Here is a 23069-nt window from a genome sequence, read left to right on the forward strand (position 1 = left end):
TATGGAATTATTATTTGTTTCTAAAAGATAAGTAATGATTCCATTTTTTATTACAATCGATCTTTAACAAATTCAATTTGTGTTTTTCCATGCGCTTTTGGTTTTCCATCAGCACCAAGATTAACCATTGTGGTATTGTCAATTGTGATAATTGTTTCTCGTGTCATCATGTTTCTGGCTTCACAGGTAAGAACAAGCGAAGTATTTCCGAACTTAACTACATCAATTCCAATCTCTATAATATCTCCTTGTTTAGCAGAACTTCTAAAATTAATTTCCGACATATGTTTGGTAACAATTCTGGAGTTTTCTAGTTGAATAATAGAATATAAAGTTAATTCTTCGTCCAACCAAGCTAATAATTTTCCTCCAAATAAAGTTCCGTTTGGATTTAAATCTTCGGGTTTAACCCATTTTCTAGTATGAAATCGCATAGTTTTTATTTTATAAGTGCAAAATTAAACTATTCCTATTGCTATTTTTTCTATTTTTAAAGAAAAAAAGATGAATCAAAGAGATGTTTTTATAAAGGAATTTCGAGGACCAGCAATAGGGATTGTAACCGCACAATCTTCAACAGAAGAATCGTTTCAAAATGAAGTCCTTCGCCCTGTTTTGAAACTGCAGAACGATTTATTTGTCGCTTCATTCCTCAATTATATAAGTAAAAATAAAGCTGATTTTTACACACATACCGTAGAGAAAAAAATGGCTATTATAGAAAATGCAATTCAAAAAGATATTAAGTTTAGAAATGCACTGAAAGGAATGATTATCGGATTATTTACCGCCGATGAATATTGCTTGTATATAAAAAATTCCTCCAGTCTCAACAAAAGAATGATGAGTATGCTCACAGAACGATTGAAAAGCCAAGTACAATTGTTTGATGTCATAACATAAATTACAAATTTCCAAAAGTGTATTTTTAATTTACTTTAGGACTCGATTGTGCCATAATTGAATGGTTTTTTTGAATAATTTTTTATAAAAGAATGAGATGTTGACTTAAATTTTACAATTCCATAATCTTTTGATTATTCTTTGTTTTTTTTATAATAATTTTTTGACAAACTAAATTATTGATGTATTTCGTTCGTTTTTTTTCATTTTAATTGTTATATGTAATCGCACGGAATTCCTGACTTTATAAAGTTTACGATGAAAGAAGAATATTTCAAATGGTACTCACCTAATCTAAGCCGGGATATCGAAATGTTAGTTTTTGGACATTCCGGATATCCTGTGATTTTGTTTCCAACTTCTATGGGAAGTTTCCATGAAAATAAAGATATGGGACTCATTGACGCTGCAAAATGGTATGTCGAACAAGGATTAATACAAATATTTTGTCCTGCAAGCATTGATAAAGACAGTTTTTACAACAAACAAATTCTTCCGATTCATCGCATAGAAAATCATACTTGGTACGATAAAATGATTTGTCATGAGATTGTTGAAAAAGTAAGACATAATTCTCCTTCGGGAAAAGTGGTTATGGCCGGTTGTAGTTTTGGAGGGTATCATGCTGCTAATTTTGCGTTTCGTCATCCGGGATATGTGAGTCATCTGTTTTCTATGAGTGGTGCTTTTAGTATAAAAAGCTTTATGGAAGGTTTTCATAATGACGATGTGTTTTTTAATAGTCCTGAAGATTTTTTATACGGACTAAACGACCATGAACTTTGGAATATGGACATAGTTTTAGGAACCTCTAACTGGGATATTTGCTATGATGCCAATCTAAAGTTAAGTAAGGTTTTAAGCGACCGGAATGTGCATCACTGGTTAGATTTGCGCCAAGACAGGGCACACGATTGGCCGGTTTGGGAAGAAATGTTTCCTCATTATTTATCACGAATCAAGTTTTTTTAAAATATACAAGATGAAAAAAATCGGAATTTTATTTGGAATGGAAGATACCTTTCCACAAGCATTTATAGATCGTGTAAACTCAAAAAACGAAAAAGGAATTATTGCCGAGGCGGTTGCTATTGATAAAGTGGTTCAAAATAGTGATGGTGAATACGCCGTAATTATAGATCGTATTTCACAAGATGTTCCTTTTTATCGTGCGTATTTGAAAAATGCGGCTTTAACAGGAACAAATGTGATTAATAATCCGTTTTGGTGGAGTGCTGATGATAAGTTTTTTAACAATGCGTTGGCCGATACTTTGGGCGTTCCGTTGCCTAATACCGTAATTCTTCCTTCGGCGGAACATCCTACAGATACTACTGGAAAATCGTTTCGGAATTTAAAATATCCAATGGATTGGCAAGGTATTTTTGATTATGTTGGATTTCCTGCATACATGAAACCGTATGCTGGCGGTGGTTGGAAAAATGTGTATCGATTAGAAAATAAAGAAGAGTTTTGGGAAAAACATCAGGAAACGGGACAGTTAGTAATGATGTTACAAGAGGAAATTGTTTTTACAGAATATTTCAGAGTGTATTGTTTGGGCTGCAAAGCGGTTCGAATTATGCAATATGAACCTAGAAATCCCCATCATTTGAGGTATGTTATTGACGGTCCTCCTGTGGATAAAAAATTATTAGCGACTATAAAAGACTATACTTTACGACTTTGTAAAGGTTTGGGTTATGATTTTAATACAGTTGAATTTGCTGTTCGTGACGGAATTCCGTATGCGATAGATTTTGGAAATCCTGCCCCTGATGCTGAATTAAGTTCTGTTGGTGCCGAAAATTTTGAATGGGTTGTTGAGGAAGCTGCAAAAATGGCTATCGCTGCCGCAAAAAAACAAAAACCAGGTAAAATGAATTTGACTTGGGGAACCTTTATCAAAGAAGCTGTTGCGGGGAAATAAATCCAATTTGAGGATTCTCGATTGGTCCTAGCCCTGATGGAAGTGACATCCTTTTGTTCTGGAGTTCAGAACAAAAGATATAACGTACAGCAGGAAACAGCTCCTAAAAATTAAAAAAAAATGAAAAAATTACCTGTTTTCACACTTGGTGTGGAAGAAGAATATCAGATTATTGATCCTGTTACCAGAGATTTGCGTTCGCATTTGTCTAAAATTGTAGATGGTGCCAAAATCATATTGAATGAGCAAGTCAAAGCTGAAATGCATCAATCTGTTGTAGAAGTTGGTACTAATATTTGTAAAAGTGTTGCTGAGGCTAAGGCTGAAATCAAGTTTTTGCGTTCTAAAATTGTAGAATTGGCCGATAAACAAGAACTGATTGTGGGCGGCGCCGGAACGCATCCTTTTTCGAAATGGCAAGACCAGCCCATTACGGATGATCCGCGTTATCATGACATTGTGAATGAATTGCAGGATGCGGCACGTTCGAATTTAATCTTCGGAATGCATTGTCATGTGGGTATTGAAAATCGAGAAATTGGTTTGCAATTGATGAATCAGGCAACTTATTTTTTGCCACATATTTTTGCGCTTTCTACGAATTCTCCTTTTTGGGAAGGCCGACAAACGGGTTATAAATCTTTTAGAACTAAAGTTTTTGATAAGTTTCCAAGAACTGGATTGCCGGAATATTTTGATTCAGTTAGTTCGTATGAGAATTATTTGGAGACTTTGGTGAAAACCAATTGTATTGATAATCCCAAAAAAATATGGTGGGATTTACGTTTACATCCATTTTATAATACGATCGAATTCAGGATTTGTGATATGTGTTTAACGGTTGAAGAGACGATATGTATTGTTGCTATTATTCAGGCAATTGTGGCTAAATTATATAAGCTGAATATGAATAATACGAGTTTTAATATTTATCGATTGGCGTTAATCAAAGAAAATAAATTTAGAGCGGCTCGTTATGGAATCGATAATAATATGATTGATTTTGGTTTGCAAAAAGAGGTTGAAACCAAAATGCTTATTCTGGAGCTTTTAGAATTTATTGATGATGTTGTTGATGAATTAGGAAGTCGTGAAGACATAAATTATGTACATGAAATTTTGAAAAACGGAACCGGAGCAGATAAGCAACTTGCCGTTTTTCAAGAAACAAATAATCTTTCAAAAGTCGTTGACTTTATAACAAGTGAATTTACCAAGGGGTTGTAAATTAAATTACCTTTGCTAACTGTTTTTAAAGTAAAAAAATGAGCGATAAAGTCATAAAAATAGCCCTTTTGGATATGTACAACGGTGAACCTAATCAAGGAATGCGATGTATTATTGATATTATTAACCGGTTTACGCCAGTAGTGACTTTTAAAGTTTTTGATGTTAGAGGAAAATGTGAATTGCCACAAATTGATAAATATGATATTTATATTTCATCCGGCGGACCAGGAAACCCGTTGATTGGTGATGGAGATTGGGATACTAAATATTATGAATTTATTGATGCTCTGAATAAATGGAATACAGATAAACCAACAAAAAAACATGTTTTGTTTATTTGTCATTCCTTTCAAATGGCTTGTAAACACTTTGGTCTGGCCGAAATCACCAAACGCAATGACACTTCTTTTGGAGTTATGACTATTCATAAAACGAAAGAAGGGTTAGATGATCCTCTTTTTGAAGGATTGTCAGATCCATTTTATGCCATAGATTCCCGAGATTATCAGGTTGTACAGCCTAAATTGAGTGTTTTTGCTAAAAAAGGAGCTAAAATTATTTCTTTGGAAAAAATTAGGGATTATGTGCAATACGAACGCGCAATAATGGCTGTTCGTTTTACAGATTATTTTGTGGGAACACAATTTCATCCAGAAGCAGATCCGGTGAGTTTTATTACTCATTTAAGAAATAAGGAAGCCAAAAATAAAATTAGGGCTATGAAAGGCAAAAAGAAGTTCCGTAATATGCTGGAAGATTTATTAGATGACGATAAGATTTACAGAACTAACGAGACTTTGATTCCAAATTTCCTTCGCATTGCCATAAATGACTTGATAAAGACTAAAAAAATCATGTCTAATTAATCCCCCAATTCTATATGATTCCAAAATATCGGGAGTTATTTAATGCCCAATTCACAGACAAAAAATATCAGGAATTCAAAGATGATATTGCTTCCGATTTTGATTATGCGCCTACTTTTCGATTAGGGGAAACTCCTTTTTTTATTTCAAATGAATTAAAAAAACAGCTGACAGAAGGTTGTAATGAAGTTATAGCTTTGATTCAGAAAGATGGTTTTAAAGAATTAACCAATAAGGCTTTAGAATTAAATATTAAAGTGCCAAATGAAGATGAACACACCACTTTTTTGGCAATAGATTTTGGTATTTGTGAAGAAGATGGAGTTGTGATTCCAAAATTGATTGAGGTTCAGGGATTTCCAACTTTATATAATTATCAGATTAATTTATATGAAAAGTTCAGAAAGCATTATCCTTTTCTAAACGAATTAACTCCATTTATAAACAACATTAATACTGAAGAATATCTAGAGATTCTGAAAGAAGTAATTTGCAATCATCATCCTGAAGAAAATGTTATTTTACTCGAAATAGAACCTGAAAAGCAAAATACAAAAATCGATTTTCTTTATTGCCATAAAGACATTGGTATTCCTATAGTTTGTGTGACTGATGTGATTAAAAAAGGAAGACAACTTTTTTACAAAAATATAAACGGCGATTTGGTTTTAGTAAAACGCATATACAATAGAGTGATTTTTGATGAATTGAATTCGCGAACTGATTTAAAATTGAATTTTAGTTTCTCAGATGATTTAGATTTAGAATGGGCTGGACATCCCAACTGGTTTTTCAGAATTAGTAAATTTATATTACCCTACTTAAAAGGAAAATATTTTATAGAAACTACCTTATTAAGTGACTTGATAGTAATTCCCGAAGATTTAGAAAATTATGTTTTGAAACCTTTATTTTCTTTTTCGGGTTCCGGCGTTATTTTTCATGTCAAAAAGGAAGACATCGAAGCTGTTGTTGAAAAAGAGCTTTATATTTTACAAAAAAAAGTAAATTATATTCCAATTGTTCAATCTCCTGATGGAAAAGTAAAGGCAGAGGTTCGTGTTCTTTGCACATGGAAAAAAAATGATGTTTCCCCTACTCTGCTTTGCAATTTAGTTCGTTTGAGCCGTGGCGAAATGATTGGTGTTAAATTCAACAAAGATAAAGACTGGGTTGGTGGTACATTAGGATTATTTGAAAGTTAAGTTTTTTTCAAAAATTCTATCCTAAGATGTCATTTTAACGCATTGAAATTTTAATAAAACGTTTTAGCTAAACAAATAAATAGCTTAATACTTACAAAAAATATTATTTCTAGTCAAAAAAGCAGAGGTGTTCATTGTTTTTTTTGAAAAAAAAATCAATTTTTTGCAATTTTTATTAATTACAGATAGTCTTTGGTGCTTTTTTTAAATCTATTCTCTTAATAATTTATAAATTATTGAATTCTGTCAATAATTTAACATTAAAAAAATGAATCTGTCTTTTTTTTATTTATTATTGTAATACTTAAATAATTACATAATTTTCATCAATAATTAATATATTTAATATTAAAGCAATGGATAGACGGGAAGCACTAAAAAAAGTTGCATTTTTAATGGGAGGCGCAATATCTGCGACTACAATGGGGGTTTTATTTGAAAGTTTTACGGTATTGGAAAAGGATAAAAACTTTGTGTTTTTCTCTGCTTCAGATGAAGAAATTTTGGCTGAATTTGCCGATATTATTATTCCAACAACTGCATCATCTGCAGGAGCAAAAGCAGCTGGTTTAGGTGCGTTTATTCCAATGATGATTAGGGATTGTTATCCAGCGCAAATGCAACAAATGTTTGCTTCCGGAATGAAAGACATGCAGGCAAAATGTTTCAAAGATTTCAATAAAGATTTTTTGACAATGACTGTAGAAGAACGTCAGAAATTAATGAACAGCTTAAAAGATGAAGCCATTGCAACAGATAAAGCACCTTCTTTCTTTTTACTAGCCAGAGATTTAACTATATTGGGTTACTTTTCTTCAGAAATAGGTTGTACTCAAGCCCGTGAATATTTACCAGTACCAGGTCGATATGACGGAAGTGCGGACTATACACCAGGACAAAAAGCTTGGGCTACAAACTAATTACCTTTAGAATTTATTAGCTAAAAAATATTTAAAAAACCAAAAATTACTACACGTGAATATAAATACGGATTTAAAAAAACAAAATACTTATGATGCTATAGTTGTAGGATCTGGTATTAGTGGCGGTTGGGCCGCAAAAGAACTTACCGAAAAAGGATTAAGAGTTTTGATGTTGGAACGCGGAATGAACATTGAGCATGTTAAAGATTATGAATCAGCTATGAAAGCTCCATGGGAATTTCAACATGCAGGAAAACTTACCGAAGAGCAAAAAGCAACACATCCTGTTCAAACAAGAGATTACCCATACAGTGAAGCAACTGAAAAATGGTGGGTGAATGATATTGAATGTCCTTATACTGAAGACAAGCGTTTTGACTGGTACAGAGGGTTTCATGTAGGTGGAAAGTCATTAATGTGGGGACGTCAGAGTTACCGTTTTAGTGACCACAATTTTGAAGATAATGCAAAAGATGGTCATGGTAATGACTGGCCAATCCGTTATAAAGATATTTCTCCATGGTATGATTACGCAGAGAAGTTTGCAGGAATAAGTGGTCAAAATGAAAATTGGCCTTTATTGCCGGATGGTCATTTTCTTCCGCCAATGGATATGAACTGTGTAGAAAAATCAGTTAAAGAAAGAATAGAAAAACACTATAATAAATCAAGAATTATGACCATTGGCCGTACCGCAAATTTAACGGTTCCACACAACGGTCGTGGAAATTGTCAATATAGAAATTTATGTAGTCGTGGATGTCCGTTTGGTGCTTATTTCAGTACACAATCAGCTACACTTCCTGCTGCAATGGCAACCAAAAGATTAACCGTTAGACCCTACTCTATTGTGAATCACATCATTTATGATAAAGAGACTAAAAAAGCAAAAGGAGTTATGGTTATCGATGCAGAAACTAATGAAACAATGGAGTTTTATGCAAAAATTGTTTTTGTTAACGGATCTACTTTAGGCTCGACTTTTGTATTATTAAACTCTACTTCAGAAGCGCATCCTAATGGATTAGGTAATGCCAGTGGACAATTAGGACATAATTTAATGGATCACCATTTCCGTTGTGGAGCAGAAGGAAGTGCAGAAGGATTTGAAGATAAATACACTTACGGTAGAAGAGCTAATGGAATTTATATACCAAGGTATCAAAACGTAGGTAATGACAAAAGAGATTACTTAAGAGGCTTTGGTTACCAAGGTGGTGCCAGTAGAGGTTTGTGGCATAAAGAAGTAGCTGAATTAGCTTTTGGTGGAGATTTCAAAGATACTATGTCACTTCCTGCAGATTCTTGGAGCATGGGATTAGGTGGTTTTGGTGAAATGTTACCTTATTATGAAAATAAAGTTTACATCGACCATTCTAAAAAAGATAAATGGGGACAACCGGTTTTGGCTATTGATTGCGAATACAAAGAGAATGAAGCAAAAATGCGTGAAGACATGATGAATGACGCTGCTGAAATGCTTGAAGCAGCTGGAATCAAAAATGTAAAAACGTATGATAATGATTGTTATCCAGGTATGGCCATTCACGAAATGGGAACTGCGAGAATGGGTAACGATCCTAAAACATCTGTTTTAAACAAATGGAATCAAATGCATGAAGTTAATAACGTATTTGTGACAGATGGTTCTTGTATGCCTTCAATCGCTTGTCAAAATCCATCATTAACATTCATGGCTTTAACAGCTCGTGCTTGTGATTATGCAGTAAAAGAATTAAAGAAAAAAAATATCTAGGTTTCAAATTATGACAAGAAAATTAAGAATGGGAATGGTCGGTGGCGGCCAAGATGCTTTCATAGGAGCTATTCACAGATTAGCTGCAAACATGGACGGTCTTATTGAATTAAGTTGTGGTGCATTGAGCATTAATCCAGAAGTTGCTGTAGCATCTGGTAAAGCATTGTTTCTGCCAGAATCAAGAACATACCTGACTTATGAAGAAATGATTAAAGCAGAAGCAGCATTACCTGCTGATGTTCGAATGGATTTTTTGACCATTGTTACACCAAATTTTGCACATTTTGCACCAGCTATGATGGCTTTAGATTATGGTTTTAATGTAGTTATCGAAAAACCAATCACTTTTTCATTAGAAGAAGCTAAACTATTAGAACAAAAAATAAAAGAAACAGGATTAATCCTTTGTCTGACTCATACATATTCTGGTTACCCAATGGTAAAACAGGCAAAAGCAATGGTTAGTGATGGAAAACTGGGAAAAATCCGTAAAGTTTGGGTAGAATATCCTCAAGGATGGTTGAGTAAATTATCCGAGAGAGAAGGAAACGCACAAGCAGCTTGGAGAACTGACCCTAAAAAATCTGGAAAAAGTTCTGTTATGGGTGATATTGGAACTCATGCTGCTCATTTAGCCGAGTACATTACAGGTTCTAAAATTACAGATGTTTGTGCGGAATTAAACACTTTGGTTGAAGGCCGTATCATGGATGATGATGGTGCTGTAATGTTGAAATTTGATAATGGTTCAAAAGGGGTTTTAATGGCATCTCAAGTAGCAGCCGGAGAAGAAAATGCATTACGAATCAGAGTGTATGGTGAAAAAGGCGGAATCGAATGGTTTCAACATGATCCGAATACTTTAATGGTTAGATGGTTAGATGAACCTGCACAGATTTTAAGAGCTGGTGCTAATTACGGCGCGCATTTATCTTCATTTGCTACTCATAATTGCAGAACTCCTGGCGGACATCCAGAAGGATATTTAGAGGCATTTGCTAATATTTATCGCAATTTTGCCTTGACATTAGGTTGCAAATTAGAAGGAAAAGAACCAACACCTGAAATGTTAGATTTTCCTTCTGTTGATGATGGATTAAGAGGAATGGCTTTTATTGATAACGTGGTGATTTCTGCACAGTCCGATAAAAAATGGACTCCTTACGTTTTATAGTAAATTAGGAATTCATAAAAGTTTAGACAATAATAAAATATGACAACAATACAAGGACCAGCAGTCTTTTTAGCACAGTTTATTGGTGATCAAGCACCATTTAATTCTTTAGATGGAATTTGTAAATGGGCAGCTGATTTAGGTTTTAAAGGCATACAAATGCCAACCTTAGATACTCGTTTTATCGATTTACAGAAAGCTGCAGAAAGTAAAACATATGCAGATGAGTTAACCGGAAAAATGGCCTCTTATGGATTACAAATTACTGAACTATCCACTCATTTACAAGGTCAGTTAGTAGCGGTTCACCCTGCATATGATGATTTTTTTGATGGATTTGCTCCTGCTTCTCTTCGGGGAAATCCAAAAGCAAGACAAGAATGGGCGGTACAACAGTTAAAATATGCTGCAAAAGCCTCTCAAAATTTAGGATTAAATGCTCATGCAACTTTTAGTGGTTCGTTGCTTTGGCAATATTTTCACCCTTGGCCACAGCGTCCACCGGGTTTAATTGAAGAAGGTTTTGCTGAATTAGCAAAAAGATGGACGCCTATTTTGAATGAATTTGACCAAAATGGAGTTGATGTTTGTTATGAAATTCATCCGGGTGAAGATTTATTCGACGGTGAAACATACGAAATGTTTCTGAAAGCAGTTAATAATCATTCAAGAGCTTGTCTTTTATACGATCCTTCACATTTTGTATTGCAGCAATTAGATTACATTCAGTACATTGATTTTTATCATGAACGAATTAAAGCATTTCATGTTAAGGATGCCGAGTTTAATCCAACAGGAAAACAAGGGACATTCGGGGGGTACCAAAGTTGGGCAAATCGTGCCGGAAGGTATCGTTCTCCTGGTGATGGCCAAATTGACTTTAAAACTATTTTTAGCAAATTAGCGCAATACGATTTTAAAGGTTGGGCCGTTATGGAATGGGAATGTTGTATCAAAAATCAGGAAGACGGTGCTCGAGAAGGCGCTGAATTTATAAAAAATCATATCATTAAAGTGACTGAGAAAGCATTTGATGATTTTGCAGCCGTTGAAACGAACAGCCAATTAAACCGAAAAAATTTAGGATTATAAAAATAAAAAAAACATGAAATTTACTTATTTACTTTTAGGTGTCGCGATGATTACTTTATCTTCTTTTGAGAATGATAATTCAAAAGAGAAATACACAAAAAAATCGAACACTGTAGAACAACAATCAGAAGGGGAAAAATTAATCTCAAGAATGGATTGTGTTGGATGTCATAAATTAGACAAAAAATTAATTGGTCCATCCTATTTAGACATTGCCAAAAAATACGATTTGAATGATAAAAATATTAATTATTTATCTGCCAAAATTATTAAAGGCGGATCTGGAGTTTGGGGAAATATTCCAATGGCAGCTCACTCAACATTAAAGAAAGAGGATGCAAAGACAATAGCTAAATATATCTTGTCTCTAAAAAAATAAAAAAAAGACATAGTAAATTACTTTTTTAAAGAGTAGTTAACTATGTTTTTTTAATGTATAACCTATTTTTATTTAATTTACAAATTACACTAAATCATAAATGAAAAAAGAAGAAGAAAATAAAATCACAAACAACCGTCGTGATTTCATAAAAACAGGTGCTTTGGCAGCTGCAGCTTTCATGATTGTTCCTCGTCACGTTTTAGGAAGAGGATTTGTGGCGCCAAGCGATCGTCTATTGATAGCCAGTATTGGTGTAGGTGGAAAAGGAAAATCAGATATTGCTATGTTTGATAAAAGTGGAAAAGCTAATATTGCTTTCCTTTGTGATGTCGACACCAGAAGAGCTGCATCAAGTGTGAATGCTTTCCCTAAAGCCAAATATTACAAAGATTGGCGAGAAATGTTAGATAAAGAGCATAAAAATTTCGATGCTGTTTCAGTATCAACACCGGATCACAATCATGCAATTCAAGCATTGGCAGCTATGCAATTAGGCAAACATGTTTATGTTCAAAAGCCAATGGCTCATGATATTTATGAAGCACGTATTTTGACTCAAGCGGCCAAAAAATATAAAGTGGTAACCCAAATGGGAAATCAAGGTGCCTCAAATGATGGTACTAGAATAATGAAAGAATGGTACGAAGCCGGATTAATAGGCGATGTTCATACAATTCATGCTTGGACTGACAGACCGGTTTGGCCACAAGGAATTCCTTGGTCAGCCAATAAAGCAGATATTCCAAAAGAATTAGATTGGGATTTATGGTTGGGAACTGCTCCTTACAAAGAGTATGTAAACAAATTAGTGCCATTTAACTGGCGCGGTTGGTGGGATTATGGTACTGGTGCATTAGGTGATATGGGATGTCATTTATTGGAAGCTCCTTTTAGTGTTTTGAACCTAAAATATGCCAAAGATGTTCAATGTAGTGTTGGTTCAGTTTATGTAGACGAATTTCAAAGAGGGTATTTTCCTGAGAGTTGTCCGCCTTCAAGCCACGTGACTTTGACTTTTCCAAAAACCGAAAAAACCAATGGTGACGTAACAGTACATTGGATGGACGGTGGTATTCAACCGGAAAGACCATCTGAATTGGGACCTAATGAGATTTTTGGGGACGGTGGAAACGGAACATTATTCACTGGAACAAAAGGGAAAATGATGTGTGATACATATGGCTTAAATCCTAGGTTACTTCCTTTAAGTAAAAATGAAAATCTTAATGTAGCTCAGAAATATGCTAGAGTAAAAGATGGTTCTGAAGGACATTACAAACAATGGATAGAAGCTGCTATGGCAGGTTATGGTAAAAAAGAATTAAGTTCTCCTTTTGAAATTGCAGGTCCTTTAACCGAAGCTTTATTAATGGCTAATCTTGCCATCAGAGGTTATGATGTGATGAGAGAAGAACTTGGTGAAGAAGTCTATCCAGGACGTTCAGCAAAATTATTATGGGATAATGATGCCATGAGAATTACCAATTTTGATGAAGTGAACCAATTTGTGAAACGTGAGTATCGTCAAGGTTGGAAAGCTTTAACCTTATAAGCAGATTTATATTAATTCAAAAAACTAAAAATTAAAAAAATGATTAAAAATATTTGTACTTCATTAATTCTTATGGTAATGATTCAAACTGCAAATGCACAAATAGTACCAAAAGGATTTAAATCAATATTTGATGGACAAACAACAACCGGATGGCATTCTTACGGAAAAAAGACTGCTGGATCAGGTTGGAAAGTTGAAGATGGCGTTTTACATTTTGATCCAACTGCCGCAAAAGACGGTCAAGGGGGAGATCTTGTTACTGATGTTGAATACGAGAATTTTCATTTAAAATTAGAATGGAAAGTGGCTTCAAAATCTAACAGTGGAATTATTTTCTTCGTAAATGAAGATCTGGCAAAATTCAAAAATACCTATGAAACGGGATTAGAAATGCAAGTATTAGATAATGAAGGACATCCTGACGGGAAAATTGAAAAACACAGAGCTGGTGATTTATATGATTTAATCAAAAGTACTTCAGAGCCTGTTAAACCAGTTGGAGAATGGAATTCAGTTGATTTAGTATGCAAATTCGGAAAACTGACGATGTTGCTTAATGGAGTAAAAGTTGTTGAAACTACACTTTGGGATGATAATTTTAAAACGTTGATTGCAGGAAGCAAATTTGCCACTTGGCCAGGTTTTGCTGCTTTCAAAAAGGGTAAAATTGCTTTGCAAGACCACGGAGATAACGTTTGGTTCAGAAATATTATGATTAAAGAATGGAATTCTATGAAAATTACCACAGGATGTGAAGCCGGTATGTAATGGAACAAAAAAAAATAAAACCAAATACCAAAAAACTATAAATTAACCAAAAACCAAAATTAAAAACGAATGAATACTACTACCCGAATTAAATTATCTATCATGATGTTTCTGGAATTTTTTATCTGGGGCGCGTGGTTCGTAACTCTAGGTACTTTTCTGGGAAATAACCTGAGTGCTTCCGGATCTGAAACAGCAGCTGTTTTTTCCACTCAATCTTGGGGTGCAATTATTGCTCCTTTTATTATAGGTCTAATAGCTGACCGTTATTTTAATGCAGAGAAAATTTTAGGTATTCTTCATCTTGTTGGAGCATTTTTGATGTATCAAATGTATCAATCAGAAGAAGTCGGGATGTTTTACACTTACGTTTTGAGTTACATGATTTTATATATGCCAACATTGGCTTTGGTTAATTCAGTTTCATTTAATCAAATGAAAGATCCGGAAAAAGAGTTTGCCAACATTAGAGTTTGGGGAACCATTGGATGGATTTTGGCAGGGTTGTCTATTAGCTTTGTTTTTCATTGGGATTCAGCAGAGGCCGTTTCACAAGGATTATTAAAAAATACTTTTCTTTTATCAGGAATTGCCGCTTTGATTTTAGGACTTTTTAGCTTTTCGTTGCCTAAAACTCCACCAAAAGTTAGTGATGAAAAAATTAAATTAGCAGATATTATTGGTTTGGATGCTTTGAAATTATTAAAAGATAAAAACTTTGCTATCTTTTTTATCTCATCAATTCTTATCTGTATTCCTCTTGCATTCTATTATCAAAATGCGCATCCATTTTTGACAGAAGCTGGTGTTGAAAATCCTACAGGAAAAATGGCTATCGGACAAATATCTGAAGCCTTGTTCTTATTGCTTATTCCAGTGTTTTTTAGTCGTTTTGGATTCAAAAAAACTATTTTGGTTGGTATGTTAGCTTGGGCTATCCGTTACGTTTTATTTGCTTACGGTAATGGTGATGATTTAAGTTTTATGCTGATTATCGGAATCGCTTTACACGGAATTTGTTATGATTTCTTCTTTGTATCCGGTCAAATTTATACGAATTCTAAAGCTGGTGAAAAATATAAAAGTGCTGCTCAAGGTTTAATCACATTGGCTACTTATGGTGTTGGAATGTTGATAGGTTTTGCAGTTGCAGGATGGATTACTGATAATTATAAAACGATTGAAGGCACTACAAACTGGCAAATGGTATGGATTATCCCTGCAGGAATTGCTTTTGCAGTATTTTTAATTTTCGCACTTTTATTTAATGACAAAAATAAAACTCAAGAAGAAGTTCCTGCAGTTTAAAAAAAACAAATAAATGAGTTCTAATTTAAATAGAAGATCTGCAATAAAAGGAATGTTGGCTGCAACTGCCGCTTTAGGTATTCCGTCTGGATTTTCTGCTTTGGCTATGCCAAAAAATGAAACTAAATTACAATTAGGCATGTTAAAAGGAAATATTAATCATTCGGTTGCCAGATGGTGTTTTGATGATTTAGATGTTGAAACACTTTGTATAGAATCTAAAAAAATCGGAATAACCGGAATTGATTTAGTTGGTCCAAAAGATTGGCCAATATTGAAAAAATACGATATGGTTTCTACGATGTGCAACGGTGCAGAAATCAATTTAGTAGATGGTTTTAATGATATTCAATTTCATGAAATATTAATTAAAAACTATACCGAAATGATTCCGTTAGTAGCTAAAGCCGGTTATAAAAACCTAATTTGCTTTAGCGGAAGCAGAAGAGGAAAAACGGATGAAGAAGGATGGAATAATTGCGTAATTGGTTTGCAAAAACTTATTCCACTTGCCGAAAAACACAATGTAACGCTGGTTATGGAATTGCTAAACAGCAAAATTGACCATAAAGATTATCAATGTGACAGAACGCATTGGGGAGTTGAATTAGCAAAACGATTGGGTTCTGAAAATTTTAAGTTGCTTTACGATATTTATCACATGCAAATTGATGAAGGTGATGTAATTAGAAATATTAGAGAAAATCATCAATATATTGCTCATTTTCATACTGCGGGAGTTCCTGGGCGAAATGAAATTGATGAAACTCAAGAACTAAATTATCCGGCAATAATGAAAGCGATTGCCGAAGTAGGTTTTAAAGGATTTGTTGGACAAGAATTTATGCCAAAAAATCCAAACAAACTGGCTTCATTGAAACAAGCAATTACAATTTGTGATATTTAATAATCTTAAAAAAAAAATAGACTCATGATAAAAAGAAGAGAATTTTTAATAAATGCAGGTTTGGCATTAGGCGCATTAGCTATAGCACCAACATTTGCTTTTGATTCAAAGAAAAGAGCCATAGGAATTCAATTATGGACTTTGCGTGATACTTTACCAAAAGATGTAAAAGGGGTTTTGGCTCAAGTTGGAAAAGCTGGGTTTACTGAAGTGGAAACTTTTGGATATTCCGTTGATAAAGGCTTTTTTGGTACTTCAGTTCATGATTTCAAATCAATGTTAGATGATAATGGTTTGAAAGCGACTAGTAATCATTTCGATTTTAATTCGATGATTAAAGATGGTACTACTGATTTTGTAAAATCATACATAGATACTGCCAATCATTTAGGAAGTGAATATGTAACTGTACCATATATTATTTCAGAATTACGCGGAACAACAGGCGATGCATACAAAAAACTGGCTGAACAAATCAATAAAGTGGGTGAACTTTGCCAAGCTGGAGGTTTAAAATTAGCCTATCACAATCATGATTTTGAATTTACAAAATTTGGTGATACAAATGGATATGAGATTCTGTTGAATGAAACCGATAAAAATTTAGTTGATTTTGAAATGGATTTATACTGGGTAGTTCGTTCAGGAAACAATCCTTTGCAATTATTTAATCAACATCCGGGGCGTTTCAAAATGTGGCACGTAAAGGATATGGATAAACTTAACCCAGATTGGAATGCAGAAATTGGTACGGGAACTATAGATTTTAAATCTATTTTTGCCCAAGCTGAACTTGCCGGAATGAAACGTTTCTTTTTGGAACACGAATCAAACTACAAACCAAATCCAATAGAATCTGCAGTGACAAGTTTTAATTACATCAAGAAAAACTTGATCTAAGTTGTTTTTAGATTATTTATAAATATAAAAATTAAGTTTTAATCTTACTTTGACACATCAAGAGATAATTTAATTTTTGACTACATTACAAAAAATGACCGATTTTGATTTTCAATATCGGTCATTTTTATTTTCCACCAGCTTTAAAGCTCTGAGATAATTTATTTAAGCTTCACGCTCAACTCCTCATCATTTTTAATTAGACGATTAATGATAATTTTTCCCTGATCAACGACATTTAGCCTGATTCTATTTTTTTCGCGTTTAAGTTTAATGTCTATAGAGCTATCAAAGACCTTAATACTTTTTAATTCGAAATAATCCCATTTAGCAGGAAGATTTGGACGTAACAGAAAGGAATTAAAGCTTGTAGGTTCTATTCCTAGCAAACCTTCAGTAAAAATTCGGCAGTACAGCGCACTTTCTGCAGATAACTGTGCCATCCCGTTTTCCGGCCAAGCTTCAACGACATATGGAACTCTGAAACCAAGTAAACGGGTTTGGGAATAAGAGCTGAGCCTTTCTAATCCTCTATCCGCTGCACCGGCTTTAAATGCTCCTCTGAAAGCATAGAGCGTACCTCTATCCCAAAATACTTTATTTCCGTTTTCCTCTGGTTTCAATTCGGTGAGAACACCATTTGTAGACCATAACTTATCAAATAAAGCGTTTAATGTACCCGCTTTCCGTTGGTTAATCCCTACTACTAAAGGAAGGCATATCCAGGCTCGTAGTGTTTTATTCTCTTTATAATATTTATAGGTGTCCAGGCCTTCCATTTTCGCTCCGAAATAATGCTCAATTGCCGAAGACATTTTTTTAGAACGTAACTGGTAATCAGCAATCAAAGATGGCGATTTCCCCATAGCCTTTGCCAGCCTGCCAGCCTGAACCAATGCAGCATAATAAAGCGAGGAGGTTGATAAATTTGCTGATCCGCTAGGAAACCTTCCCTCCAGTTCATCACTTTCTGAGGCTACGATGCCGTCAGCAGTGACTCTTTTCCTGCTGTATTCAAGGCACCAATCAATCAATGGCCAGATTTCCTCCGCTTTTTTCCTGTCACCCGAAGCCAGCAAAAAGTGAGTTGCACCATAGGCAATCATGGCTGCATCGCCGCGGTCGTATTCTCCAAATGGAAATTGGACATCTAGTTCAAATGATGCCCAAATCTTACCCCCATCTTTGGGAATGTTTTTTTGAAAAATCCGATAAGCATTCATTGCCGCCTGCATGCCTGTTTGATAGCCAAGATAAGAAAAGAATGGACTACTGTACTCTGCTTGATCATTGGCCCAAATGCCTACATAATAATTACCTCCACCTGGTGAATGAACTAAACCTAAGCGCGATAGAAAAATACTCTCTGCCGCTCTAATTTTGGAAAAGTAAAATAATGTATTGATGGTTTTGTCAGGAGACTTGAATACTAAATTACTAGAAATACTGTCTAGAAATAAGTCACGCTTATGCTCGATGGCTGTTAAAGATCTTTCTGGTTCTGGCTCATCATTCAGTCTCGCGGTAAAGTATATGCCAAAGGTATATTGTTCGCTGGGACCAATATTTATTTCCGGCTTTGCGTCAGTTGTTATTTTTCTTAGATATTGACCATGAAATCCAGTCTCATGCTGAATCAATTCGGTAGCCCCTATCATAATCTTTTGTGACTTTTTCTCTTTATTGATCAGCGTCCATTTCTCTACAAAACAACGCTTGTCCATAGCTGGAAAAAGAGTTCTAATTACTTGGATACCGTCACGCTGTTTGAAATAAAAACTGATTTTTCCCTGAATGGAAATAGAATCCAGAACGCCTGTTTCGAACTTCTTTTCGCCCAATGTAATTACGGGTAAAATATCATCCGTATATTGTGAGCGCAAGTAGGCTCTGTACATAGATTCATTAGATTTACTAAATTTCCTAAGCTGGGGAAAGATTATATCTCTTGTTATTTCAACTTGTTTTGCTTTATTGACTTTATAGCCAATAATGCCTGATACCAGCGAACCGGACATTTCAATATTGTCATCATGGGGCAGCCTGTTCTCTTTTGTGAGATCCCAAGTAATACCTTGATTAGCGTTAGTGTGCCAGAATAGTTCGTTTTGTTGCATCAAATCTTGAGCAAATGACTGATGATAAGTAATTATAAAGAAGAACATGGTCAATAATGACCTAATTTTTAGTAGTTCAGTAGAATTCGGATTGATTGTTTTTGAAGTATTCACTAGGCTTATATTTGTTTAATCAAATATAATTAATTTGCTATTTCCTCAAAACAAAAGCCTGTTTTTATTTTGTCATAATTTTGCCTAATCTATGTTTCAGTTGAATCCTAATATGAGATAATGTTTGTCGTTTGTTTTAAATTTTCACTATCGATAGAATCGGCAGTAAAAAGCTTTGATTATATTAAGAATAACTTAATTTAAATAAAAAAAGGGATACATCATGTATCCCTTTTTTTATTACCACTTCTCTACTCCTAATAATTTTTTCCCCAATTCACTCAACTCAGCAGTTTTGTGTTTGGTTTGTTCCCAATTACGAGGGTCGCCCGGAAATGCATATCCTGTTGGGGCAATGCGGTTTTTCCAAGAGTTGATTCGCCATTCTTTTAATTCTTCATTGTCTTCTTCAGCTGGCATCATTGAGATATACTGAGCCACTCTTACTCTGTCTTTTGTCAAATTTGGACGAATTCCGTGTGGTTGTGAGCTATTAAAAATTAATAAATCACCCGCTTCCATTTTCGGTTTTACGAATTGTCCTTCAAAACCTGTTGTGTCTGGTTGAAAGCGATTTCTATCTTCTGGCTGGGTTAATTTCCAGGTATCATAAGTACGAAACAATTCTGGAATACATTGAAAACCACCCATATTTTCATCATCCGCATCCACTAAGGCTAACACACCTTGTACATTTTGAGGTTTCGTTTCCGGATCGTAATCCCAATGAATAAATCCTTTGAATTCATAATCAGGTCGTACTGGAAAATTAAGATTGACTCTGTCAATAGTTACCCATAATTTCTCTGTTCCCCAAACATCTGCAAAAGCATCATATACTTTTTGCATTTGACGGTTATCCCATTGGTATTGATGGTTGTATAATTCCACCATTCCACTATTGTTTAATTCTTTCATCTGCATTTCTGCCCTTGGCGGTGCGTACCAGGTTTCAGGATTATTGGGGTCTTTTTCTTCAAATTCCCATATGAAATCGGCTAATCTTTTTGCATTTTCTTTTGGAACCGCATTTTTGATTATGATATAGCCATTTTCAATCCAGAAATTCCATTGGTCTTCGGTCAGTTGACGAAGTGGTTCACCATTAGAACGACTATTTAATTTATGTACACTAGATTTTGCAACAGATGGATTTCCAGGAATATCTTTATGTGCATTAGTAGCCATAGTCGTTGTCATTGTAGGAGTCATGGTTTGGTTCTTGTTTTCCATATTGATATGTTTTTAAAATTTCATAATCCAAAAGTAGTAGGATATTACGAGTTGGATTTCAACAGAATTCACCATAATTTGTACTATATTGATATTTACTTTTATATTTGAACAATCAATAGTATATTTATGGAACAATTAAGATAAAAGCGTATGAAAATTGTTTTTGAAGATATCAAACGTATAGCCGGAAGTTCCTTCCGAATTTTAGTGAATCCCAAACTTAATGACTTCTATTATTGGCATTTTCATCCTGAATTTGAATTAACATTTATTGAAGCGCCTCAAGGAACTAGACGTGTAGGAAGTCATGTGGGACAATTTGAGGGTTCTGATTTGGTTTTCATTGGTTCTAATATTCCGCATTTAAATTTTGATTATGGAATAAAAACGGAATATAAAAAGGTAGTCTTACAAATTAAGGAAGATTTTTTTAAAAATGATTTTGTAAACACTCCTGAATTAGCCTCTATTTATCAATTATTTGAAAATTCAAAAAAAGTAATTTGTTTTAACGGAATTACAAAAGAATTAGTTGGTAAGCGATTAAAAGAGATTCATCATTTGCCTAATTTTGAGCAATTTATCGAAGTGTTGTCTTTATTTCAAATGTTGGCTACATCAAATGAAAAGACGTTTTTGCATGAACTTCCTTTTGATGATTTTTACAATAATAAAGAACAAAACCGACTAAAAATTGTCTTTGCATTTATTGAAAACAATTTTCAAAGAAACATAACTATTGATGAAATGGGGCAATTAACACATTTATCCAAAGCAGCTTTTTGTCGGTATTTCAAAAAAATGACTCGATTGACATTTACTGAATTCTTGAATCAGTTCAGAATTGAACAAGCTAAACGCCTTTTGAAGGAAGATAAAAATGTGACCGAAACTTGCTACGAATGTGGTTTTGAAAGCCTTTCTTATTTTAATAGAATTTTTAAAAAAGTCGTTGGACAAAATCCGATACAGTTTAAGAAAAACTAAAAAGAGTACATTTCTTATTGGTTTAAGAAATATACCCTTTCATTTTATTTTTACTCTGTTATATTAAAACTAGCAACGTAAAAATCCTTGTCGATTTCCAGTTTTGGAGTCTCCATTTTAGCTTCAATACGATTCCATTCTGTTGTAGGATTTAGTAATTTTTCTGTTCCATCCAAAGTTATTTTTACAGGCATGTTAAATCCAGAAACGCAGTTGGTCCAACGATATCCAAGTTTTCCTTCTTTGAAAAAATATTCTAAAGTAGGAATTCGGATATCTCTTAAATACTGATTAAAAAACGAATTTAAATCGATGCCAACTTGTTGACTCAGATAGTCTTCAATTTGTTTTGTAGTTACTGTTTGATGATAAAAAGTACTGTTTAGTCCTCTTAAAATACCTCTCCATTTTTCATCATCATTCACAATTTGACGTAAAGTGTGCAACATATTCCCTCCTTTTGGATACATATCGCCAGAACCCTCATTGTTTACATCGTAATTTCCAATGATTGGATTATCATTTTTAATTCCTTTTCTAGTTCCTCTGACATATTCGGCTCCGGCATCTTTGCCATAAAAATATTCTACAAAAAGACTTTCAGAATAGTTGGTAAAACTCTCATGAATCCACATATCAGCGATGTCTTTATAGGTAATATTATTGGCAAACCATTCGTGTCCTGATTCGTGAATAATAATGAAATCAAATTTCAATCCCCATCCGGTACCGCTTAAATCACGTCCTAAATAACCGTTTTGAAATTTATTTCCATAAGTTACAGAACTTTGATGTTCCATTCCTAAATATGGAGTTTCTACTAATTTGTAACTATCTTCATAAAAAGGATAAGGTCCAAACCAATGTTCGAAAGCTTTTAGCATTCTGGGAACATCTTGAAAATGTTTTTTGGCTTTCGTTAAATTATCTCTCAAAACATAATACGTACAATCTAAATCGCCTTTTTCTCCTTTGAATTTTTCTGAAAAAGTGACATAATCCCCAATATTTATATTTACACCGTAATTATTTATAGGATTAGACACATACCAATTGTAGGTTTTAGTTCCGTCTTTTTGTTGTTTTACACTTTGTAAACGACCATTAGAAACATCGGTTAAATTTTTAGGGACATTCACACTAATGAGCATATTATCTACTTCATCATACATGTGATCTTTGTTGGGCCACCAAACGCTTGCGCCCAATCCTTGACAGGAAGAAGCGATAAACGATTTGCCATTAGTGTCTTTTTTCCAGGTGATACCTCCATCCCATGGCGGGTTTACAGCAATTTTAGGTTTGCCTCCATAAAATACAGTTAGTTCTTTTGTCAATCCAACTTTTTGAGAAGCAATTAATTCGATGAAAAAAGCATTTCCTTCTCTTGTATATTTTAATGCTACTCCATCCTGAATTACTTTATCAATTTCCATCGGATTTTGTAAGTCAATTTGCATTCGATTGTATTCGTTAATTACTTTATAGCGAATAGTATTAGAACCTGTAATTGTGCTGTCTGATGGATTTACTTTTATATTTAAATGATAATATTTTACATCCCACCATGCTCGTTCTTTGGTGATGCTTCCGCGGAGACTGTCTTGTCTTGTAAATACCACATTTGATTTTGAAAGTAAACCTTGAGCATTTATTGAAGTTATGGATGCAAATGCGATACAAAGTATAAAAAAATGTTTTTTCATTTATTTA

General features: G+C 34.0%; 21 protein-coding genes. 17 read left to right on the plus strand and 4 right to left on the minus strand.

The window, feature by feature from the left end:
* Positions 1 to 50: 50 nt before the first annotated feature.
* Positions 51 to 434 (minus strand): acyl-CoA thioesterase, encoded by a 384-nt coding sequence (locus O6P34_RS11065; protein ID WP_269684567.1) that lies wholly within the window; start codon positions 432 to 434, stop codon positions 51 to 53.
* 70 nt (positions 435 to 504) lie between these two features.
* Between O6P34_RS11065 and O6P34_RS11070 the strand changes: the two genes are divergently transcribed.
* The 16 genes from O6P34_RS11070 to O6P34_RS11145 all read left to right on the plus strand — a co-directional run bounded on the left by O6P34_RS11070 (position 505) and on the right by O6P34_RS11145 (position 16902).
* Complete coding sequence (locus tag O6P34_RS11070; RefSeq protein WP_269684568.1) at positions 505 to 903, plus strand: glyoxalase; 399 nt, start codon at positions 505 to 507, stop codon at positions 901 to 903.
* 258 nt (positions 904 to 1161) lie between these two features.
* A complete protein-coding gene (locus tag O6P34_RS11075; protein ID WP_269684569.1) occupies positions 1162 to 1875 on the plus strand; it encodes an alpha/beta fold hydrolase in 714 nt (237 codons plus the stop codon).
* Between the two features lie 10 nt (positions 1876 to 1885).
* Entirely contained in the window at positions 1886 to 2833 is a 948-nt protein-coding gene (locus O6P34_RS11080) for an ATP-grasp domain-containing protein (protein WP_269684570.1), read from the plus strand.
* A 120-nt stretch (positions 2834 to 2953) separates the two neighbouring features.
* Positions 2954 to 4060, plus strand: coding sequence for a carboxylate-amine ligase (locus O6P34_RS11085; protein ID WP_269684571.1), 1107 nt, complete (start codon positions 2954 to 2956; stop codon positions 4058 to 4060).
* A 38-nt stretch (positions 4061 to 4098) separates the two neighbouring features.
* The gene (locus tag O6P34_RS11090) at positions 4099 to 4929 is read left to right on the plus strand and encodes a type 1 glutamine amidotransferase (protein WP_269684572.1); all 831 of its coding nucleotides are present in this window, start codon (positions 4099 to 4101) and stop codon (positions 4927 to 4929) included.
* Between the two features lie 14 nt (positions 4930 to 4943).
* Positions 4944 to 6134, plus strand: a complete 1191-nt coding sequence (locus O6P34_RS11095) for a hypothetical protein (protein ID WP_269684573.1) — start codon at positions 4944 to 4946, stop codon at positions 6132 to 6134.
* Between the two features lie 356 nt (positions 6135 to 6490).
* Positions 6491 to 7054 (plus strand): gluconate 2-dehydrogenase subunit 3 family protein, encoded by a 564-nt coding sequence (locus tag O6P34_RS11100; protein ID WP_269684574.1) that lies wholly within the window; start codon positions 6491 to 6493, stop codon positions 7052 to 7054.
* A gap of 55 nt (positions 7055 to 7109) precedes the next feature.
* On the plus strand, positions 7110 to 8813 hold the full coding sequence (locus tag O6P34_RS11105) for a GMC oxidoreductase (protein WP_269684575.1): 1704 nt from the start codon (positions 7110 to 7112) through the stop codon (positions 8811 to 8813).
* 10 nt (positions 8814 to 8823) lie between these two features.
* Positions 8824 to 9990 carry a Gfo/Idh/MocA family protein gene (locus O6P34_RS11110; RefSeq protein ID WP_269684576.1) on the plus strand — a complete coding sequence of 389 codons (1167 nt, stop codon included), beginning with the start codon at positions 8824 to 8826 and terminating at the stop codon, positions 9988 to 9990.
* Positions 9991 to 10029: 39 nt separating this feature from the next.
* A complete protein-coding gene (locus O6P34_RS11115) occupies positions 10030 to 11082 on the plus strand; it encodes a sugar phosphate isomerase/epimerase family protein (protein ID WP_269684577.1) in 1053 nt (350 codons plus the stop codon).
* Positions 11083 to 11095: 13 nt separating this feature from the next.
* Positions 11096 to 11461 carry a c-type cytochrome gene (locus tag O6P34_RS11120; protein ID WP_269684578.1) on the plus strand — a complete coding sequence of 122 codons (366 nt, stop codon included), beginning with the start codon at positions 11096 to 11098 and terminating at the stop codon, positions 11459 to 11461.
* Positions 11462 to 11561: 100 nt separating this feature from the next.
* Positions 11562 to 13016: a Gfo/Idh/MocA family protein gene (locus tag O6P34_RS11125; protein ID WP_269684579.1), complete on the plus strand. Its 1455-nt coding sequence runs from the start codon at positions 11562 to 11564 to the stop codon at positions 13014 to 13016.
* Positions 13017 to 13055: 39 nt separating this feature from the next.
* Entirely contained in the window at positions 13056 to 13787 is a 732-nt protein-coding gene (locus O6P34_RS11130) for a 3-keto-disaccharide hydrolase (RefSeq protein ID WP_269684580.1), read from the plus strand.
* A gap of 69 nt (positions 13788 to 13856) precedes the next feature.
* Entirely contained in the window at positions 13857 to 15095 is a 1239-nt protein-coding gene (locus O6P34_RS11135) for a nucleoside permease (protein ID WP_269684581.1), read from the plus strand.
* A 13-nt stretch (positions 15096 to 15108) separates the two neighbouring features.
* A complete protein-coding gene (locus tag O6P34_RS11140) occupies positions 15109 to 16002 on the plus strand; it encodes a hydroxypyruvate isomerase family protein (RefSeq protein WP_269684582.1) in 894 nt (297 codons plus the stop codon).
* 24 nt (positions 16003 to 16026) lie between these two features.
* Entirely contained in the window at positions 16027 to 16902 is an 876-nt protein-coding gene (locus O6P34_RS11145; protein WP_269684583.1) for a sugar phosphate isomerase/epimerase family protein, read from the plus strand.
* Positions 16903 to 17063: 161 nt separating this feature from the next.
* Here the strand turns inward: O6P34_RS11145 and O6P34_RS11150 are convergent, their stop codons facing one another.
* Both O6P34_RS11150 and O6P34_RS11155 read right to left on the minus strand, forming a co-directional pair.
* Positions 17064 to 19133 (minus strand): six-hairpin glycosidase-like protein, encoded by a 2070-nt coding sequence (locus tag O6P34_RS11150; RefSeq protein ID WP_269684584.1) that lies wholly within the window; start codon positions 19131 to 19133, stop codon positions 17064 to 17066.
* A gap of 240 nt (positions 19134 to 19373) precedes the next feature.
* Complete coding sequence (locus tag O6P34_RS11155; RefSeq protein ID WP_269684585.1) at positions 19374 to 20366, minus strand: phytanoyl-CoA dioxygenase family protein; 993 nt, start codon at positions 20364 to 20366, stop codon at positions 19374 to 19376.
* A 153-nt stretch (positions 20367 to 20519) separates the two neighbouring features.
* Between O6P34_RS11155 and O6P34_RS11160 the strand changes: the two genes are divergently transcribed.
* Positions 20520 to 21356, plus strand: coding sequence for an AraC family transcriptional regulator (locus O6P34_RS11160; RefSeq protein ID WP_269684586.1), 837 nt, complete (start codon positions 20520 to 20522; stop codon positions 21354 to 21356).
* Positions 21357 to 21406: 50 nt separating this feature from the next.
* Here the strand turns inward: O6P34_RS11160 and O6P34_RS11165 are convergent, their stop codons facing one another.
* Positions 21407 to 23062, minus strand: coding sequence for a M1 family metallopeptidase (locus tag O6P34_RS11165; RefSeq protein ID WP_269684587.1), 1656 nt, complete (start codon positions 23060 to 23062; stop codon positions 21407 to 21409).
* Positions 23063 to 23069: the final 7 nt, after the last annotated feature.

It is taken from the genome of Flavobacterium lacustre (genome assembly GCF_027474525.2).
In the GTDB taxonomy this organism is placed as follows: Bacteria; Bacteroidota; Bacteroidia; order Flavobacteriales; family Flavobacteriaceae; genus Flavobacterium; species Flavobacterium lacustre.

Excerpts from the sequence above, each read along its gene's own strand:
- O6P34_RS11065 (WP_269684567.1), bottom strand. The coding sequence starts at position 434 with ATGCGATTTCATACTAGAAAATGGGTTAAACCCGAAGATTTAAATCCA.
- O6P34_RS11070 (WP_269684568.1), top strand. The coding sequence starts at position 505 with ATGAATCAAAGAGATGTTTTTATAAAGGAATTTCGAGGACCAGCAATA.
- O6P34_RS11075 (WP_269684569.1), top strand. The coding sequence starts at position 1,162 with ATGAAAGAAGAATATTTCAAATGGTACTCACCTAATCTAAGCCGGGAT.
- O6P34_RS11080 (WP_269684570.1), top strand. The coding sequence starts at position 1,886 with ATGAAAAAAATCGGAATTTTATTTGGAATGGAAGATACCTTTCCACAA.
- O6P34_RS11085 (WP_269684571.1), top strand. The coding sequence starts at position 2,954 with ATGAAAAAATTACCTGTTTTCACACTTGGTGTGGAAGAAGAATATCAG.
- O6P34_RS11090 (WP_269684572.1), top strand. The coding sequence starts at position 4,099 with ATGAGCGATAAAGTCATAAAAATAGCCCTTTTGGATATGTACAACGGT.
- O6P34_RS11095 (WP_269684573.1), top strand. The coding sequence starts at position 4,944 with ATGATTCCAAAATATCGGGAGTTATTTAATGCCCAATTCACAGACAAA.
- O6P34_RS11100 (WP_269684574.1), top strand. The coding sequence starts at position 6,491 with ATGGATAGACGGGAAGCACTAAAAAAAGTTGCATTTTTAATGGGAGGC.
- O6P34_RS11110 (WP_269684576.1), top strand. The coding sequence starts at position 8,824 with ATGACAAGAAAATTAAGAATGGGAATGGTCGGTGGCGGCCAAGATGCT.
- O6P34_RS11115 (WP_269684577.1), top strand. The coding sequence starts at position 10,030 with ATGACAACAATACAAGGACCAGCAGTCTTTTTAGCACAGTTTATTGGT.
- O6P34_RS11120 (WP_269684578.1), top strand. The coding sequence starts at position 11,096 with ATGAAATTTACTTATTTACTTTTAGGTGTCGCGATGATTACTTTATCT.
- O6P34_RS11125 (WP_269684579.1), top strand. The coding sequence starts at position 11,562 with ATGAAAAAAGAAGAAGAAAATAAAATCACAAACAACCGTCGTGATTTC.
- O6P34_RS11130 (WP_269684580.1), top strand. The coding sequence starts at position 13,056 with ATGATTAAAAATATTTGTACTTCATTAATTCTTATGGTAATGATTCAA.
- O6P34_RS11135 (WP_269684581.1), top strand. The coding sequence starts at position 13,857 with ATGAATACTACTACCCGAATTAAATTATCTATCATGATGTTTCTGGAA.
- O6P34_RS11140 (WP_269684582.1), top strand. The coding sequence starts at position 15,109 with ATGAGTTCTAATTTAAATAGAAGATCTGCAATAAAAGGAATGTTGGCT.
- O6P34_RS11145 (WP_269684583.1), top strand. The coding sequence starts at position 16,027 with ATGATAAAAAGAAGAGAATTTTTAATAAATGCAGGTTTGGCATTAGGC.
- O6P34_RS11155 (WP_269684585.1), bottom strand. The coding sequence starts at position 20,366 with ATGGAAAACAAGAACCAAACCATGACTCCTACAATGACAACGACTATG.
- O6P34_RS11160 (WP_269684586.1), top strand. The coding sequence starts at position 20,520 with ATGAAAATTGTTTTTGAAGATATCAAACGTATAGCCGGAAGTTCCTTC.
- O6P34_RS11165 (WP_269684587.1), bottom strand. The coding sequence starts at position 23,062 with ATGAAAAAACATTTTTTTATACTTTGTATCGCATTTGCATCCATAACT.